This is a genomic window from Kitasatospora sp. NPDC001132, assembly GCF_053598415.1.
The window spans coordinates 81,587-97,329 of sequence record NZ_JBSFKF010000021.1 but is presented as its reverse complement, the minus strand read 5'-3'; the positions used below and the strand labels follow the sequence as shown (position 1 = coordinate 97,329).

Genomic DNA, 15,743 nt, shown 5'->3' with positions numbered 1-15,743 from the left:
TCTCATCAAGCTGTCATGAGAGGTGAAGCGCTTATAGGATCTGACGCACCCCGAGAGGGGCGAGTACGGCAGGGGAGGAGACGGAAGCCCACCATGGCCCGGCTGTTGGTCGTCGAGGACGAGGCGCGGCTGCGCACCTACCTCCATCGCACGCTGGAGGCGGACGGCCATCTCGTCGACGGCGCGGGAACCGGCCCGGAGGCCGTCCAGCGCCTGTGGGACGGCGAGTACGACCTGCTCGTGCTCGACCTGATGCTGCCGGGGTTCGACGGCTTCGAGGTGATGCGGCGCGCCTTCGAGCGGCAGCCCGACCAGCGGGTCCTCGTCCTGTCCGCCGTGATGGACGTCGCCACCCGGGTCCGCTGCCTGCGGCTCGGAGCCGTCGACTTCCTCGGCAAGCCCTTCGCCACCGTGGAGTTGCTGGAGCGCGTCCGCACCAGGCTCCGCACCCCCGCCGCCGGTGCCGCCCAGCGGTGGCTCCACGTCGGGCCGGCCGCCCTCGACCTCGACCGGCAGGCACTCAGCCTCGGCGGGCGCGAAGTGCCCTTGTCCCACCGCGAGTTCATGCTGCTCGGCCATCTGATGCGGCGGGCGGGCGAGGTGTGCAGCCGGCGCGAACTCCTGGCGGGCGTCTGGGGCCACACCGACGACCTCGGCAGCAACGTGGTCGACGCGACGGTCCGCCGGATCCGCGGCAAGGTGCCCCGGCCGGTCATCGAGACGGTGCGCAACGTCGGGTACGCCTTCAGTGCCGGCTGAGCGCGGGCGGCGGCTGCTGTTCGCCGGATGGGTGCTGTTCGCCGGGTGCGCCCAGCTGCTGCTGCTCGTCCAACCCACCCTCGAAACCCTGGTGTTCCACCTGGTGTGGATCAGCATGTCCATCGTCTACGGCCTCCAGAACTGGTCCGCCCGCCGCACCGCCGCCGCCCTGGCCTCGGTCACCCTGGTCACCGGCGCCGCGCTGGGCCGGTTCGTCGCACAGGGTCACGCCGAGTGGGACGAACTCGCCGAAGTGCCGCTGATGGCACTGGTCTTCCTCAGCATGGTCTGGCACGTCCGACGACGGGCCGCCGCCCTCGCCCAGACCCAGGACCTCGTCGAACGCGAGCGCCGCGCCCAGGAGGTCAAGGAGCTGTTCGTACGCAACTGCTCGCACGAGATGCGCACCCCCATCACGGTGGCCCGCTGCTACGCGGAGATGGTCCGGGGCGAGCTGGCGACCCCGGAGAGCCGGGACGACCTCGACGTGGTGGTGGACGAACTCGACAAGCTCGCCGGCCTCGCGGGGAGGCTGCTGGTGCTGGCCGACGCCTACGAGCCCGCCACCTTCGACCGGGCCCCCGTCGACCTCGGCGCCCTGCTGCGGCGCACGGCCCAGCGGTGGAGGCCAGCCTCGGACCGGGACTGGGTCCTGGACGCGCCCTCCGTCCCGGTGCACGGCGACGAGTCCCGTCTGGAGGCCGCCCTGGACGCCCTGGTGGAGAACGCCGTGAAGTTCACCGCGGACGGGGACACCATCGCCCTGCGCTGCCGCGCCACCCGCGACGGCGCCGTGCTGGAGGTGGAGGACGGCGGCATCGGCTTCGCCCGCTCCCGGGCCGACGACGGAAGCGGCCACCCCCGCGCCTCGGGCCGCCCCGGCACCGGGCTCGGCCTGGCCATCGCGCGCGCCGTCGCCGAGGGCCACGGCGGCGGCCTCAGCGTCGCCTCCGAACCGCCGAGCGGTTCACTGCTCCGGATGACGCTGCCGCCGTACCCGCCGCCGGGGCGCTGAGGCACCCCCGCGCGCCTCGCCGACCTCATCAGGAGCGTTGCAGAACATCCATAGCTGGCTGTATTCGATGAAAAAAGTTGACTACAGGGAGTCTTGACACCACTTCAGCACGCTCTGCACCAGACGCCCTCCGGCCGACGTCGTCGCCGGTGCCGGAACCGGTGCCGCGCGGCGGCGCCCACGACTCCGAGCTCGGGAAGGCCCGCCAGGAGATCACCCGGCCGAGTCGACGACCTGGAACGCGCGCTCACCGAGTTCGACGGAGCGACGGTCGACTGATGTCGACAAGCACGCACCCGCGGTGCCCGTTCCACCGGATGGCCTTCGACGTGCGGCACTGCCGCGGACGTGCCTATCGTGATGAGCGGTTTCCGCACACCCTGTTCGGTGTGCGCGGGTGCCGTCGCCGCCTTGTGCCGTGCCGGTGACCCGAGGGCCCATGCCGTCCTTCCCGTGTCCGGGGCGCCCTTCCCGTCGAACCGTCGAGGATTCCGGGGCGGGCCGACCGCCGGTGGGCCTGGGCCCCGGTGCCACGAGCGTTCCGGCGGTTACGCAAGATCATCTGGAGTGTGTCCATGTCGGACATCGCGTATGTGAAGATCCACCCCGCGATCGGTATCGCGCGGGTCGGCAACGGCGACGGGGTGTTCCTCGGGCCCGAGAGCCCGGATGAACCACCGAGGGATCCGGGCTTCTCGAAGGACAGCGTCTCCGCGATCAAGCGGCAGGCGGCCCGCTTCCGCCTGTACGGCTACAACGCCGCCGGCGAAGTCCTGCAGGAGATCAAGCACGGGCAGTCCGGCGCCGACGTGACATGGACTGTCTCGCTCGCGAACAAGAAGGCGGCCTGGTACCAGTTCTCGCTCGCCCTGGACATCCCCGAGGCCCGGAACCTCTCGTCCGACCAGTTCGGGCGCCGCAACGCCGACACCGCCGATCGGGGCAGCCTGAAGAACACCCCGCCCGCGCAGTCCATCTCCGGTCTCAACCAGAGCGGCAAGCCCTTCGAGGGGGCCGTCAACGGCATCGGCGTGTACCTGGGTGAGCTCCAGACCGACGAGGCCGGCAGGCTCAAGGTCCTGGGCGGCCGGGGCACCTCCGCCTCCTTCACCGACCCTGCGACCGAGTTCACCTCCTTCGGCAACAACGACGGCTGGTACGACGACGTCTCCGACGGCCCGGTGACCGCCGAGATCACGATCGAGGGCCAGGTCTTCACCGCCGCCCCGGCCTGGGTGGTGGTCGCACCGCCGAACTACGCGCCGGACGTCAAGGGCATCGTGACCCTCTACGACCTGCTCTTCGACCTGTTCGTGCGGAACCAGGAGATACCGCTGCCCGACCCGGTGACCTTCGACGAACACATCAAACCGCTGCTGCTACGGTTCACCGGACTCCAGTGGGTCAACGAGGGCTTCGCCGCCGAGTACGGCTGGGGCGCCGCCAACGACTTCTCCTCCCCCGAGGTCCTCGCCAAGCTCGGCAGCAACAAGTCCCAGTACCAGGACCTGCGCCAGCGCGTCTACTACCACATGCGCAACTACGACCGGGACGGCATGTCGCCCCTGCCCTGGCCCTGGCTGTACGGCGACGCCATGTCCACCCACCCCAGCTCGGTGCGCCAGCACAATGTGCTCACCGACACCCAGGACGCCCTGCTGCAGCGGTGGGTGAACGGCGAGTTCGACACCACGCCCTCCAGCCCCTACCCCTGCCTGGACGAGGCGCCCGTCGCCCTGCAGCCCGCGCTGCTCGACCGGGCGATGCTGGAATCCTGCCTCGCCGACGCCTTCCACCCGGGCTGCGAGGTCACCTGGCCCATCCGCCACCGCACCCTCTACCACGAGCCCTTCCGCATCCTGCACCGCACCGACGGCCAGGACCCGGACTACGGGACGCTCCTCACGCCCGACAAGGCACTGGCGACCAACGGCCCGCTGTACGCCCAGGGCCCCGGCGATCTCACCCGCTGGATGGGACTGCCCTGGCAGACCGACACCGCGAGCTGCCGCTCGGGCTACGAACTCGCGGCCAACATCGGCCCCCGCTACAGCCCCTACCTGCCGACCTTCTGGCCCGCCCGGGTGCCCAACCACGTGCTCAAGCAGGAGGACTTCGCCACCGTCGACGACCCCGGCAAGAGCGACGACGAACGGGAACGGGCCTTCGCCCGCCGCGCCGTCTGGCTGCGCTTCCTGCACCCGACCAAACCCCAGACGTACCACGACATGGTGAAGGGATGGGCCGGGTTCGGCATCGTCGAGACCCGGGCGTACACGCCCAAGGACGGCAAGTTCCCCGTCAGCATCCTGGTGGAATCCACCCCGGCCTTCCCGCCGGTCGCCGACCGCCGCAACCTGGTCAACGTCCACGTGCCCGAAGCCGGACCCGCCGCACCCGCCGCCACCGCCGCCCAGCGCGCCACCCGCGAGGTCGCCCGCCGGACGCGCTTCACGGAGGAGGAGATCTCGGCCGGCTACGTCGACAAGGTGGACCCGTTCCGGGAGAGCAGGTGACGACCGCGCCCGGCGCCCGCGGCCCGCACGGCGCCGGGTGCTACGACGCGGTGATCGCCGGCGGCGGCCCCGCCGGCGCCGCCGCGGCCATCACCCTGGCCGCCGCCGGACGCAGCGTCCTGCTCGCCGACGCGGGCACCGGGCCGCCGAAGACCGGGGAGTCCCTGGTCCCCGCCGCCCGGATGCTGCTGCGTGACCTCGGCGTCGACCCGCGCCTGCTGGACCGCGACCACCGCGTGTGCCACGGCACCGTCTCCGCCTGGGGTTCCTCCGACCCGCGGCACGTCCACTTCATCGACGACCCGCACGGACACGGCTGGCACCTCCACCGGCCCGCCTTCGACCGCCTGCTGCGCACCCGGGCGCGGGACTGCGGGGTCCGGGTCGCCGAGCACACCACCGTCGGGCACCCCGAACGCGACCCGGGCGGGGGCTGGCGGGTGACGGCGACGGCCCCCGGCGCACACCGGACGCTGCGCTGCCGGTGGCTGGTCGACGCCACCGGCCGGCGCGCCCGCCTCGCCGTGCGCTGCGGGGCCGTCCGCCACCGCCTGGACCGCCTCGTCGCCGTCCACCTGTGCCTCGCCCACGACCCCCGGGACACCGAGCACCTGTCCCTGGTCGAATCCGCGCCCGACGGATGGTGGTACACCGCCCCCTGCCACCCCACCGGCCGCCTCGTCACCTTCTTCACCGACACCGACCTCACCCCGCCTGGCCTCACCGACCCCGAGGCCTTCCGCCGCCGCCTCGCCACCACCGTCCACACCGCCGCCCGCGCCGCCGGCCGGCCACCCCGCCCCGGTCACACACCGCTGCGCTGCGCCGCCCACACCGCCCGGCTGGAACCCGCGGTCGGCGACGGGTGGATCGCCGCCGGCGACGCGGCGACCGCCTACGACCCGGTCTCCTCCCAGGGCGTCCTCACCGCTCTGTACACCGGTGTCTGTGCCGGCCGAGCCGTGCACGCCCACCTCGACGGCGAGCCGCACGCCTCCGCCCGCTACGCCGCACAGCTCCAGGAGACCTTCGACGCCTACCTTCTGGGCCACCGCGCCGTCCACTCCTGGGAACGTCGCTGGCCCACCAGCGACTTCTGGCAGCGCCGACAAACGGCCGTGCCATCCGGCTGACCTGACACAGCGGAGGCGGCGATAACCAGTCGTCTCCGCACACACCTACACCTTCACCGCGGAGAACGCGACCTCCTCTGCGGACTCGAATCCCCTGATCGCTCGACACCGCTTTCTGTTGCTCGGGACCAGCGACGTCCTCGCGTACCGCATCTCCCTCTTCAACATGCCTGCCCGCGCCTTCCAGATGGTGCTCTCGATCGATCTGGGCAGGAACGGACACCTGAAGTTCCACCCTGCGGTTGGGCCGCGCGGTGTCGTACAGGACGAGTCCGCCCGCTGCCATCTCCGCCCGGTGCCCGTCCTGCTCCAGCACGGCCCGGCCGGACACCTGCACCCCGACCCCGACGTGCGGTTCGGTCCGCGGTGCAGTCGTGATCAGCGCCGCGGTGCGCGAGCCCCTGGCTGCGTCCGCCTCCAGCGTCGAGATCCGCACGGACCCGATTCGGTGCGACACCAGGCGTCCATCGAACGGCCTTCCGGCGAGTGGGACCACCTCGACCGGCACCAGGGTCCGCGACATCGCCCCGCTCCAGAACGCCGCCTTCTCGTCCTCCGGGACGGACGCGCTCGTCACCTGCATGCCCATGTGACCTCCCCTCCGCCGAGATCCCTGCACGCTCGCCTGGCGCACGACCGCAGAGCCTGTCAGGTCATCTGACTGTCGCGACGCAGCGGCCTCGCGGGGCGGCCCGGTGGCCCCGGGAGGGACCGGCGGGGCCGGACCTCCCGACCGGTCAGCGGTTGTCGAGAGCGTGGGCGAGCGCGGCCCGCGAGGTGATGCCGAGCTTCGGGAAGACCTTGTAGAGGTGGGCCCCGACGGTGTGTGGCGACAGCTGGAGCCGTGGGCCGATCTCCTTGTTGGCCTGCCCGCTCCCCCGGGCCGAACAGGGAACCGTCCGCCGCTCCTCTCCGTCACCACGCTCACTACGGTTCCGGGCACTGGGCAGGGACCCGGTCTGACCGTCGACCACGCTGGTGCCCGTGCCGTGCCTTCTCGGTCAATCCCCCGTGCGCTCACAGCACCATCGCCGGCGCTCCTCGTCAGTAGTCTGCCGAGCGCCGGGCTGGAACGCTCGCCACGGGTTCCGCCGCGCACGGGTTCCGCCGCGCCCGGCGTGAAACCCCGGCCGGATGCACCGATGAGGGAGGTGGTCCGATGGGCTCGGAACATAGGGGGAGGCTTCGCGCCGCCGGTGCTGGCGCACCGCGCATGCTGGGGACGGTGCTCGGCGGGATCGGTCTGGCAGTGGGGATCTCAACCTCGCCCGCCGCGGCCACCGAGGACGACTGGATCAACGAGGGAGGTGCTGCGAGGCCCCCGGAGGCCCTGTCCGCCGCGTGGTTCGGCGGGCAGGTCGTCGAGGTCACCCGCGGGGAGGACAACCGGGTCTGGTGGCGAAACGGGAACGGGGCCTGGCAGCCGATGCCGGGCAACGCCCCCACCCGGCACCGCCCCCAGCTGGTGTCCTTCGCCGGGGACAACCTGGCGCGGCACCTCGTCGTCTTCCGGAGGGGCGTGCGAGTCGGTGGCGGTCGGCCGCGGCGGCGACCCGGCACACCTCGCAACCAGTCCCTTCGACCCCGCCTTCTATCCCTCACGCTCACACGCCCGCAGGCCCCCGTCGGGGGGGACGGCGGCCTGCGGCAACCCATCGAGACAAGGACGTCGGATCAGTGGTCGATCTCCACGACAGGCAACCTGGCGTATCCACCGACGAGTTGTGGTGCCCCTTCCCCTCTCTGATGAACCAGCACGCCGACCAGGCGGACGAGCAGAGCCTGGTCTGGCTGGCAAAGCACCGCATGTTGGACGGACAGCCGCGGCAGGCGGAACGAATCCGGCGCCAGCGGAGCGGCCACTTGGCCGCGCGGACCAATCCCGAGGTTGCCGCCGAGATGCTGCAGTTGCTGTCCGACTGGTACGTGTGGCTCTTCGCCTTCGACGACGGGTGCTGCGAGAACCGCGAACACGGCGGCAAGCCCGGCCCGTTGGCCCGGACGACCGCCCAGCTCACACGGGTGCTCGACATCGAGACGCCCGCGGCCCAATCGAACGGACCGGCCCGTGCCTACGCCGCGGCCCTGCGCGAGATACGGGACCGGATCGCCGCACACGCTTCACCGTCACAGCTGTTCCGGTGGGAGTGCACCGTCCGCGACTACCTCTCCGCCCAGGTGTGGGAGGCCGCGAACCGCGAGGCGGGGGTGGTTCCGGACCTGGCCGAGTACGTGGCCATGCGCCGGCACGCCGGGGCGACGTACACCTGTCTCGCTCTCATCGACATCGCGGCCGGCTACGAAGCGCCGGCCGAAGAGGCGGACGGTCCCGCGCTGCGCAGACTCAGGGACATCACCGCGAACCTGGTGAGCTGGGACAACGACCTGTACTCGCACACCAAGGAGAAGGCGGACGACCAGGGCCGCCACAACCTGGTCGAGGTTCTCGCCCGCCACCACGGATGCCCGTCGGCCGAGGCCAGGGGGCTGGCCGTCGCCATGCGCGACTCCGAGATGGGCGCGTTCATCGAGCTGAGCGAGGCCGTCCGGACCGACGGCAGCGCCGCGAGCGCGGCCTACGCCCGCAGTCTCGGTGTGTGGCTACGGGGTCACATCGAGTGGTCCCGCGGCAGTTCGCGATTCCGCGTACAGGCACCAGCGGCGGTCGGCCGATGAGCAGGATCGAACCCTCGACTGACGCAGCACCGTGTGCCGCCGGTCGGCTACCGCTGATCGGCCACCTGATGCCGCTGATGATCCGGCCCGTGCCCTTCCTGCAGTCGCTGGCCGACTACGGACCAGTGGTGCGGATCCACCTGTGGCGTCGCCCGGTCCACGTCCTCACCACGCCCGAGCTCGTCCACCGGCTGCTCGTCCAGGACGCCGCGAAGACCGAGAAGGGCTTCGTCTTCGACAAGGCGCGCGGACTACTCGGAAACGGGCTGTTCATCTCCGAGGGCCCGTTCCACCTCCACCAGCGACGCCTGGTCCAGCCGGCCTTCCACCAGGACGGCATCCGCCGGTACGCCGCACTGACCTCGCGCCTGGCAGCATCGGCGGTGTCCCGGTGGGAGCCCGGACGGCCGATACCGATCGAGCAGCGGATGCACGAACTCGCCCGGGACATCGTGGTGGAGGCTCTCTTCGCCGCCCGGCTGAGCGAGTCCCGTAAAGCCAGGATCGACCGGGCCGTGCCGGTGGTCCTCACCGGATTCGTCCAGCGCGCGCTCTACCCCTCGGCCGCGCTGGAGAAGCTCCCCCTTCCGGCCAACCGACGCTTCGACGCGGCGGTCCAGGACCTGCGCGCCGTGGTGGACGAGATCGTCACCCACGCCGTCCCCCGCCAAGGACAGGACGGCACGCTGCTGGACCTGCTCCTGTCCGCCCGGGACGAACGCACAGGACGAACCATGGAACCGGCCCAGGTACGGGACGAAGTGGTCTCGCTGCTCCTGGCCGGCACCGAGACCACCGCCACCACGCTCGCCTGGCTGTTCCACGAACTCGCCCGACACCCGCGTCTACAGGATGAGTTGAGCGATGAGGTGCACGCCGTCGCCACCGATGGCTCCGTGACCTGGAGCGACCTGCCCCGCCTGGAACGCACCGGAAACGCGCTCGACGAGACTCTCCGGCTCCACACCCCCAACTGGATCCTGATGCGCCGAGCGGTGGCCCCCCTCCGGTACGGCGACGCCCACCTACCCGCGGGGACGGAGATCCTCTTCAGCCCAACCGCCCTGCACCGATCTTCGCTGCACTACCCCGACCCCCTGCGCTTCGACCCCGGCCGTTGGCGACAACCCGGGGCTCCTTCACACAAGCTGTTCCTTCCCTTCGGCGCGGGCCCCCACAAGTGCGTCGGCGAGTCCTTCGCGCGAACCGAGATGCTCGTCGTCGCCGCGACCGTCCTGACGCACTGGCGGCTCAAACCGGCCACCCCCACCCCCGTCGCGGAGAACGCCACCTCGGCGACCATCCGCCCACGAGGCCCGCTTCTCACCGTCGATCAGCGCTGAGGAACGGCGGGGGCAGTCAGCCGTGAACGGACGAGGACGCAGTGCGGCTACCCCTGGTACTCCAGCAGCGCTACTCCATTTCTGCTGGTCAAAGGCCCGGGCGTGAGGAGTGTCTTCGGTCCGGCCACCGCCGGTGAGCTGGAGTACGCCGCCTGGCCGCGGACCTGCGGGCGGGGATGCTGCTGGGCGACCGGAACTTCGCCGCCGCGCTGCTGAACCATGAGCGGACACGTCCTGCGAGCCCGCACCCCGGACGGCATCGAGCAGGAGGTCTGGGCTCTACTGACCGCACCAGGCACTGCGGACCGCGATGAGGTGCAGTTTGCCGGGCCTGCGTCGTCTGCGGCCGCGTCGCGAGCGGAACGGCGGGATGGCTTCGGTGAGCGGGATCAGGGCCTGGCTGTCGTGGACGTTAGCGCCTGAGATTGCGATCGAAAGGGGTAGGCCGGTACGTTCGGTGAGCAAGTGGATCTTCGAACCGTACTTGCCCCGATCGACAGGATTCGGACCCGCCCGGGCCCCTGCCCGGCCTTCATGTGCTCCGGCCCCGCTCCGGCGTGCATCCCTGCGGCGCGCCGCACCCGGCCGGCCCAGCATCCCCTACCCGCACGACAAAGCCGGACGGCCCCGGCGGGCGGGCTCCGCCGCCAGCCGGGGCCCTCACACGGTTGCCGGGTCAGAGCTTGCCGCGGTAGCCGCCGGTCTCGCTGCCGCGCTTCTCGATGAAGTTCTTGAAGCGCTTAAGGTCGCCCCTCACCTGCCGGTCGAGCATGTTCACCATGTCGGCGGCCTTCTCCGCCAGCCCCTCGGGCTGGTAGTCCATCGACATCACGATCCGGGTGTGGCCGGCGTCCAGGGACTGGAAGGACACCATGCCGGACTGCTTCACCTCGCCCGTGACCGTGCGCCACGCCACGTGGTCGTCCGGGACCTGGTCGACGATCTCGGTGTCGAACTCCCGGCTGACACCGGCGATCTTCGTCTTCCAGCGGTTGTGGCGGTCGTCGATCTGCGTGATCTCCTCGACGCCCTCCATGAACATCGGGAACTGCTCGAACTGTGTCCACTGGTTGTACGCGGTGCTGATCGGCACGTCGACGTCGATCGTCTCCTGGACCCTGCTCATAACCAACCCACTCCTTACTCGTCGGTCTGCTGAACCGGACCCGCGCGCCAGCCCTCGGGCAGTCAGGCACACGGGACCCCCTCGGCCATCCCGCCCCACCCGCGGCGTGCCCGCAATCGGAAAAAACCAGCACCGTCCAGCCACAGCGGGCGGCGGGCCAGTCCCCCGACGGCCACGGCCGTACGCCACCCGGGCCGCGCCGTGTGGTCCGCCCGGGTGAACGCCCGCACAACCACCAACACAGCCCGGATGCTGAGCAGCCCTTCTCCTGAGGTGTCCAGCCCTTCCCTCCACCGGGTGGCGCGGTCAACCCTGGAAGGCGTCCTTGACCTTCTCGCGTCCTGCTTCACGTCGCCCTTGGTTTGGTCGCCTTTACCTTCAACTTCAAGGCGTTCGTTGCGGACCGCCTTGCCTGCGGTCTCCTTGACCTTGCCCTTGACCTTGTCACCGAGGTTCGAGGCCTTGTCCGAGGCGCTCATTGTGATCTGATCTCCATCTGATCTCCCACCGTTTCCGCAACGGCCTGTCCCCGGAGCGGCTGCCCGGATTGCCCGCAGGCATGCACCGGATGTGGTGCGGTGCAGTTGGTCCGGGACCGCGGCGGTGGGCGTGGGCGCTGCGCTTACTGGACCTGGATGTAGGTCGGGGATCCGTGGGGGTGGCGGCGTTGCCGGGGGTGCTGCGGGCCGTGGGAACAGTGCCGCCCGGTGCTGGGGGTGACGGTGGCTGGATGGAGCAGCCCCGGGTGCTCGGAGTCGCCGCGCTGACCGGTGCAGCCGAGCGGCGCCGCGATGACGCTGAACCTGCACGACGTGACCTTTCTGGACTCGGCCGGACTGAACCCGCTGCTGGCCCGGAACCCAGGCCGCGGTCACGGGACCCCAGCATCGAGTGCCGTACAGGCGTGACCTCGGGCCGCCTTGGGCCGTTGCAAGGGCATGAGCCATTCCATGTCCTGGGCCGGCCTGCCCGGCGTTCCCGGCCTGGGAGAAGACGAGACCGACTCGGTCGCCGGTGGGCCGAGCGGGCACGACGGGGACGTGCTGGCCGCGGTCGCCGCCTGCACGACGAGGGCCGCGGCCTGGGTAGGCCACCTCGCCGACCGGCAACCCGACCCCATGCACGGCCGGGTCCTGCACCAGTTCGCCGAAGCGGTCGCCCGGGTCGGCAGCGACCTGGATCCCGGGGACGGCTACCTGGGCGGCGTCGATTGGCAGACCCGCTCGCGCCTCGACGGCTACGTGCTGCTCGGCGCCCGGCGCAGCCACCAGCCCGTCGACCTGGACGTGATCGAAGCGGTGGCTGTCGGCGCGGTGGCCGCCCTGGCTCTCGCCCTGCCCGCCGCCGCGATGTTCGACGTGGCCGACCTGCCCCGCGTGTGTGGGCTGATCGACCAGGCCCTCGCCGCCGGGCGTGCTTGCCGCCAGCAACACCATGGCGCCGGCTGGCAGTAGCGCCATCACCGCCCTGCGGGGCCCGGATCCTCCCGGAGGAAGCCGGGAACCACGCAGTAGTGGATCATGCCCGGCTGGCCGCTTCCAGGCAAGCGAAGGGAGCCGGGGGAGGTCATGCCGACCTGGTTGCGGCATGTGAGCAGAGTCCGTCCTCCGTTCGGCTTCCTCAAGGCATGCGCGGTGCTCTGTCAGGGCACACGGTCCACACTGTCCGCCGCTTGAAGGAGGCCCTTGTGTCCACTGACGCCATCGTTTTGCTCAAGGAAGACCACAAACAGGTCCGCCGGCTCTTCCGAGCCTTCCACAATGCCGACAAGGCGACCAGGGCTGAGACGGTGAACCAGATCCTGGAGGCTCTTACGGTCCACACCTACATCGAGAACGAGGTGATGTACCCCGAGGTGCGCAGGCTCGTTCCGGACCTGGAGGGCGACATCCTGGAGTCCTTCGAGGAGCACCACGTCGCCGATCTGCTGTGCGCCGAGTTGGCCGGCCTGAGTCCCGACGACGAACGCTTCGATGCCAAGACCACCGTGCTGATCGAGAGTGTGACCCACCACATCGAGTCGGAGGAGAACGACTGGTTCCCCAAGGTGCGCGAAGCGCTGGGTCGCAAGGAGCTGCAGGAGATCGGAGTCCGGCTGATCGAAGCGCGCGACAGGGCGCCCCGCAGACCAGAGACGCCCAGCGCGCTCAAGAAGGCGGTGGACGCGGTTCTGTCCTGACGGGACCAGGGGCACGGCCCGGTGTCCGGACCTGCGCCGTCCACGGCCATCTGCACTGCGGCGCAGGACAGGACTACTGCGGTTCGTCTGGTGGGAGGAGAGGGCCGAGGGGGCCGAGGTCGAGGTTGAGGTCCTGCATGGTGAGCCCGTAACGGGCACACAGGTCGTTCATGCGCTCGTGTAGCGCCATGAGGGTGGCTCCGAGGTTCTCCTCCTGCTCCTCGGTGAGGTCGCCGGCTTCGACACGGTGCAGGGCCTGCCGTTCCATGAGCTGTCGGAGGAGTTCGACGAGGGTGAGGACGAGCTTCATCAGGTCCCGTTCGACGGTCTCGGGACTGGTCGTGATCTTTCGGGGTGCATGGCGCGGGCGGCCCGGGCCTGGGGCTGCCTGGTCGCTCGGGGTGGCCGGCAGGACGCGGAACGCGCGTGTGGCGGCCTGGGCGACCTCTTGACGGCGGTCCGGACGGGGTGGCCTGTCGGTGGTCACGGCGTCCCCCACTCTTCGGACGGGGCGTGCGCCGCCCAGGGAGCTGTCGTGCGCTCGCTGATCGACGTGATGAGGGCGCGCAGCGAGATCCGTACGAGGTCGATGTCGGCGACGGACAGGACGAGGTCACCGGTGACGACCACTCCGCCGCTGAGCAGCCGGTCCAGGAGGTCGATGAGGGCGGGCTGCTGCTGGGGCGCGGACGCGCCGCTGGTCGGAGCCGGGATGTTTCCTGAAGGGTTCACGGTGCGCCCGCCGTGCCGCGTTCGGGAGAGGTGAGGGTGGCGAAGGAGTAGGGGGCCCACGGACCGGTGACATCGACCCGCAGGCCGGGGAGACCGTCGGTGGCGTGCATGGTCTCCTCGCGGAACGCGCGGACATGGTCCGCGGGCACGAGGTACGCGTCGTTGACCACGTTCTGACCGGGGCCGGTTGCCAGTTCGCCTTCCTGGACACGGTGACGTGCCCACTGCACCGCGTGGGCGCGGGCGCTCACTGCGATCCGTTGTGCTGCCTCTTCGGCCGCCCGATGGGCGTCGTGGCGGGCGTCCTGCTCCGTACGGCGGCGGCGTAGATAGGCGCGTCCCGGACTGAGCGCCGGATCAGGCGGGGCATCCGTTGCGGCGGGGGGCGGGGGTTCGGCCTCGATGTAGAGCTTGACGCCCAGCTCCACATGGCCACGCAGGCGTTCCAGGCCGTCCAGGAACAGTTTCTGGTTGTCGTCGAGCATCGCGCGTACCCGGTCGTCGTCGAGGTAGACCGTGGCCAGGCGTAGCGGAAGGACCGTTGTGTGCGCTGCCAGTGCTTCGATGACGCCGTGGTGGGCCCGGGCCAGGGCTTCGAGCCAGCCGAGGTCCTCCAGATGCCGATGCAGGGCCGCTTCCTGGAAGTCCTCGGCGGGAACGGAGCTGACGACGGCCACCGGAGTGGTGCTGCGGTCGGGAGTCAGCAGGCGGACGGGTGCTCCGGCGACGCCCGTGACGGTGCCCGCCTCGGCGGCCAGGGTGGGGGTGCGGTCGCGGGCAACGGCGTAGGCGTAGGTGAGGGAGGCGTCGCTCATGTGCCACCTGGACCGGGTCGTGGGTGAGCCGTGGGCCGCTGGGCCTGGCGGCGGCGCGGCGTGGCTGCCTCCGGAGAGCTGACTGGCGGGAGGGCGGCGTCGGCGCGCAGGGCCTCGATCTGTTCGCGCAGGCGTTGGTTCTCCTCTTCGAGACGGGAAGTGGAGTGGTCGGCGCGGGAGGACAGCGAGGGATCGTGTTCCCACCAGTCGATGCCCATCTCCTTGGCCTTGTCCACGGAGGCGATGAGCAGGCGCAGCTTGATCGTGAGCAGCTCGATGTCGAGGAGGTTGATCTGGATGTCGCCGGCGATGACGACGCCCTTGTCCAGCACCCGCTCCAGGATGTCGGCGAGACTGGCGGAGGAGGCCGGCTGGTAGGGCGGCGTGGACCGGGAGGGCAGCGAGCCCAGACGGTTGGCGAGAGAGTCACTCACTGCTGTCCTCCCTCCGGTCACGTGGCTGCTGCGCGATCATGGTGCGCGGTGCTGGGTGTGGGCCCGGATTTCGTCGAGGCGGTCGAGGAGTTCGTCCTCACGCCGGTCGAAGGTCTCCTCGTCGATCTCTCCGGCCAGGAGTGCTCGCTCCAGTGCGGCAAGGTCGTGTTCGACGGGCGCCGGGTCGTAGTACTCGTCCTCGGCGGTTTCGACGACGCGTTCGAGCACCCAGACGGTGCCGCGCACCGGCGCGAGCGGGAGGGTGAGGATCTGGGTGATCAGACCCATGGCTTCACGTCCTTCAGACGAAGCTGTAAGCGGGCAGGGGGCCGTACAGCCGGACGTCGCAATCGGCGCCGAGTTCATCGGCGAGGCCCTTTTCCGCAGTGAGGAAGAGCTCTCGGTGCTCTTGGTCAACGAGGAAGGAGATGCTCAGGAAGTCGTTCCCGGTGGGCTCGGAGGCCAGTTCCTCGCGGGTGTGGGGACGCAGTGCCTCGGTGATGCCGGCTGCCAGGGCCTGCTGGCGCGCGAGGACCTCGTGCGTGACGAGTTCCCCGAGGGCGAGCGGCAGCTCGGGGTTGCTGTTGCCCGCCTTGATGTCGTCGTTGAGCTGCCGGGCCCTGGGTGATTCCCGCAGGATCTGCCGCAGCAGGGCGTCCTCCTCGACGGCAGCCTTGATGTGGTACTCGGCGCAGCCCTCCAGGCGGCTCAGCCGCTGGAGATACTCCTCGCGGTGCTGGTCGAGGGCGGCCCGGACGGCGTCGTCGTCGGGAGCCGTGAGGCCGAAACGCAGCGGCAACACCGCCCCGTCGGCGACGAGGCGTTCCTGAACGGCCTGGTGGGCGATCAGGTCGCGTCGTTTGGGACGCAGTTCCGCAGGTGCGTCGCTGACGACGGCCGCCAGCGGCCCGGCCCGCAGGGAGCGCAGCGCTGCTGGGACGGGACCGACCGCGTCGAGGCCGGTCAGGTCGTGGGGATGACCGGCTGCGGTGATGGAGTAGACGTAGAGGGTCAT

The 15,743-nt window shown here is 70.7% G+C and carries 17 protein-coding genes and 2 pseudogenes; 8 read left to right on the top strand and 11 right to left on the bottom strand.

Going from position 1 to position 15,743, the window contains the following annotated elements; genetic code table 11:
- Positions 1-93 precede the first annotated feature (93 nt).
- From ACWDBE_RS25540 to ACWDBE_RS25525, 4 genes are all read left to right on the top strand, one after another.
- A complete protein-coding gene (locus tag ACWDBE_RS25540) occupies positions 94-759 on the top strand; it encodes a response regulator transcription factor (RefSeq protein ID WP_449809188.1) in 666 nt (221 codons plus the stop codon).
- The gene (locus ACWDBE_RS25535; RefSeq protein WP_449809187.1) at positions 749-1,774 is read left to right on the top strand and encodes a sensor histidine kinase; all 1,026 of its coding nucleotides are present in this window, start codon (positions 749-751) and stop codon (positions 1,772-1,774) included. Before ACWDBE_RS25540 ends, ACWDBE_RS25535 begins: the two co-directional genes overlap by 11 nt.
- Positions 1,775-2,349: 575 nt before the next feature.
- Positions 2,350-4,290, top strand: a complete 1,941-nt coding sequence (locus tag ACWDBE_RS25530; protein WP_449809186.1) for a LodA/GoxA family CTQ-dependent oxidase — start codon at positions 2,350-2,352, stop codon at positions 4,288-4,290.
- On the top strand, positions 4,287-5,423 hold the full coding sequence (locus tag ACWDBE_RS25525) for an FAD-dependent monooxygenase (protein ID WP_449809185.1): 1,137 nt from the start codon (positions 4,287-4,289) through the stop codon (positions 5,421-5,423). Before ACWDBE_RS25530 ends, ACWDBE_RS25525 begins: the two co-directional genes overlap by 4 nt.
- Before the next feature lie 256 nt (positions 5,424-5,679).
- Here the strand turns inward: ACWDBE_RS25525 and ACWDBE_RS25520 are convergent.
- Positions 5,680-5,946 (bottom strand): annotated as a pseudogene (locus ACWDBE_RS25520) (AraC-like ligand-binding domain-containing protein); the annotation flags it as partial.
- Positions 5,947-6,160: 214 nt separating this feature from the next.
- Positions 6,161-6,397, bottom strand: a complete 237-nt coding sequence (locus ACWDBE_RS25515; protein WP_449809184.1) for a LuxR C-terminal-related transcriptional regulator — start codon at positions 6,395-6,397, stop codon at positions 6,161-6,163.
- 772 nt (positions 6,398-7,169) lie between these two features.
- Between ACWDBE_RS25515 and ACWDBE_RS25510 the strand changes: the two genes are divergently transcribed.
- Both ACWDBE_RS25510 and ACWDBE_RS25505 read left to right on the top strand, forming a co-directional pair.
- The gene (locus ACWDBE_RS25510) at positions 7,170-8,099 is read left to right on the top strand and encodes a terpene synthase family protein (protein WP_449809183.1); all 930 of its coding nucleotides are present in this window, start codon (positions 7,170-7,172) and stop codon (positions 8,097-8,099) included.
- Positions 8,096-9,442, top strand: coding sequence for a cytochrome P450 (locus ACWDBE_RS25505; protein WP_449809182.1), 1,347 nt, complete (start codon positions 8,096-8,098; stop codon positions 9,440-9,442). The genes ACWDBE_RS25510 and ACWDBE_RS25505 overlap by 4 nt, the downstream gene beginning before the upstream one ends.
- 315 nt (positions 9,443-9,757) lie before the next feature.
- Here ACWDBE_RS25505 and ACWDBE_RS25500 read toward each other — a convergent pair.
- From ACWDBE_RS25500 to ACWDBE_RS25490, 3 genes and pseudogenes are all read right to left on the bottom strand, one after another.
- Positions 9,758-10,039 (bottom strand): annotated as a pseudogene (locus ACWDBE_RS25500) (transposase); the annotation flags it as partial.
- A 79-nt stretch (positions 10,040-10,118) separates the two neighbouring features.
- Positions 10,119-10,568: an SRPBCC family protein gene (locus ACWDBE_RS25495; protein WP_449809181.1), complete on the bottom strand. Its 450-nt coding sequence runs from the start codon at positions 10,566-10,568 to the stop codon at positions 10,119-10,121.
- Positions 10,569-10,630: 62 nt separating this feature from the next.
- Positions 10,631-11,047, bottom strand: a complete 417-nt coding sequence (locus tag ACWDBE_RS25490) for a CsbD family protein (RefSeq protein WP_449809180.1) — start codon at positions 11,045-11,047, stop codon at positions 10,631-10,633.
- A gap of 471 nt (positions 11,048-11,518) precedes the next feature.
- Here ACWDBE_RS25490 and ACWDBE_RS25485 point away from each other — a divergent pair, with 471 nt between their 5' ends.
- Together ACWDBE_RS25485 and ACWDBE_RS25480 are read left to right on the top strand one after the other, a co-directional pair.
- A complete protein-coding gene (locus ACWDBE_RS25485; protein WP_449809179.1) occupies positions 11,519-12,022 on the top strand; it encodes a hypothetical protein in 504 nt (167 codons plus the stop codon).
- A gap of 233 nt (positions 12,023-12,255) precedes the next feature.
- Positions 12,256-12,747, top strand: coding sequence for a hemerythrin domain-containing protein (locus tag ACWDBE_RS25480; RefSeq protein ID WP_449809178.1), 492 nt, complete (start codon positions 12,256-12,258; stop codon positions 12,745-12,747).
- A 73-nt stretch (positions 12,748-12,820) separates the two neighbouring features.
- Here the strand turns inward: ACWDBE_RS25480 and ACWDBE_RS25475 are convergent, their stop codons facing one another.
- Genes ACWDBE_RS25475 through ACWDBE_RS25450 form a run of 6 tightly spaced genes read right to left on the bottom strand, consistent with a single transcriptional unit; the run spans position 12,821 to position 15,743 of the window.
- A complete protein-coding gene (locus ACWDBE_RS25475) occupies positions 12,821-13,234 on the bottom strand; it encodes a gas vesicle protein K (protein ID WP_449809177.1) in 414 nt (137 codons plus the stop codon).
- Positions 13,231-13,479 (bottom strand): gas vesicle protein, encoded by a 249-nt coding sequence (locus ACWDBE_RS25470; RefSeq protein WP_449809176.1) that lies wholly within the window; start codon positions 13,477-13,479, stop codon positions 13,231-13,233. The genes ACWDBE_RS25475 and ACWDBE_RS25470 overlap by 4 nt, the downstream gene beginning before the upstream one ends.
- Complete coding sequence (locus tag ACWDBE_RS25465) at positions 13,476-14,294, bottom strand: GvpL/GvpF family gas vesicle protein (RefSeq protein ID WP_449809175.1); 819 nt, start codon at positions 14,292-14,294, stop codon at positions 13,476-13,478. The genes ACWDBE_RS25470 and ACWDBE_RS25465 overlap by 4 nt, the downstream gene beginning before the upstream one ends.
- Positions 14,291-14,728, bottom strand: coding sequence for a gas vesicle protein (locus ACWDBE_RS25460; protein ID WP_449809174.1), 438 nt, complete (start codon positions 14,726-14,728; stop codon positions 14,291-14,293). The genes ACWDBE_RS25465 and ACWDBE_RS25460 overlap by 4 nt, the downstream gene beginning before the upstream one ends.
- A 36-nt stretch (positions 14,729-14,764) precedes the next feature.
- Complete coding sequence (locus tag ACWDBE_RS25455; protein WP_449783483.1) at positions 14,765-15,016, bottom strand: gas vesicle protein GvpG; 252 nt, start codon at positions 15,014-15,016, stop codon at positions 14,765-14,767.
- A gap of 13 nt (positions 15,017-15,029) precedes the next feature.
- Positions 15,030-15,743 carry a GvpL/GvpF family gas vesicle protein gene (locus ACWDBE_RS25450; RefSeq protein ID WP_449809173.1) on the bottom strand — a complete coding sequence of 238 codons (714 nt, stop codon included), beginning with the start codon at positions 15,741-15,743 and terminating at the stop codon, positions 15,030-15,032.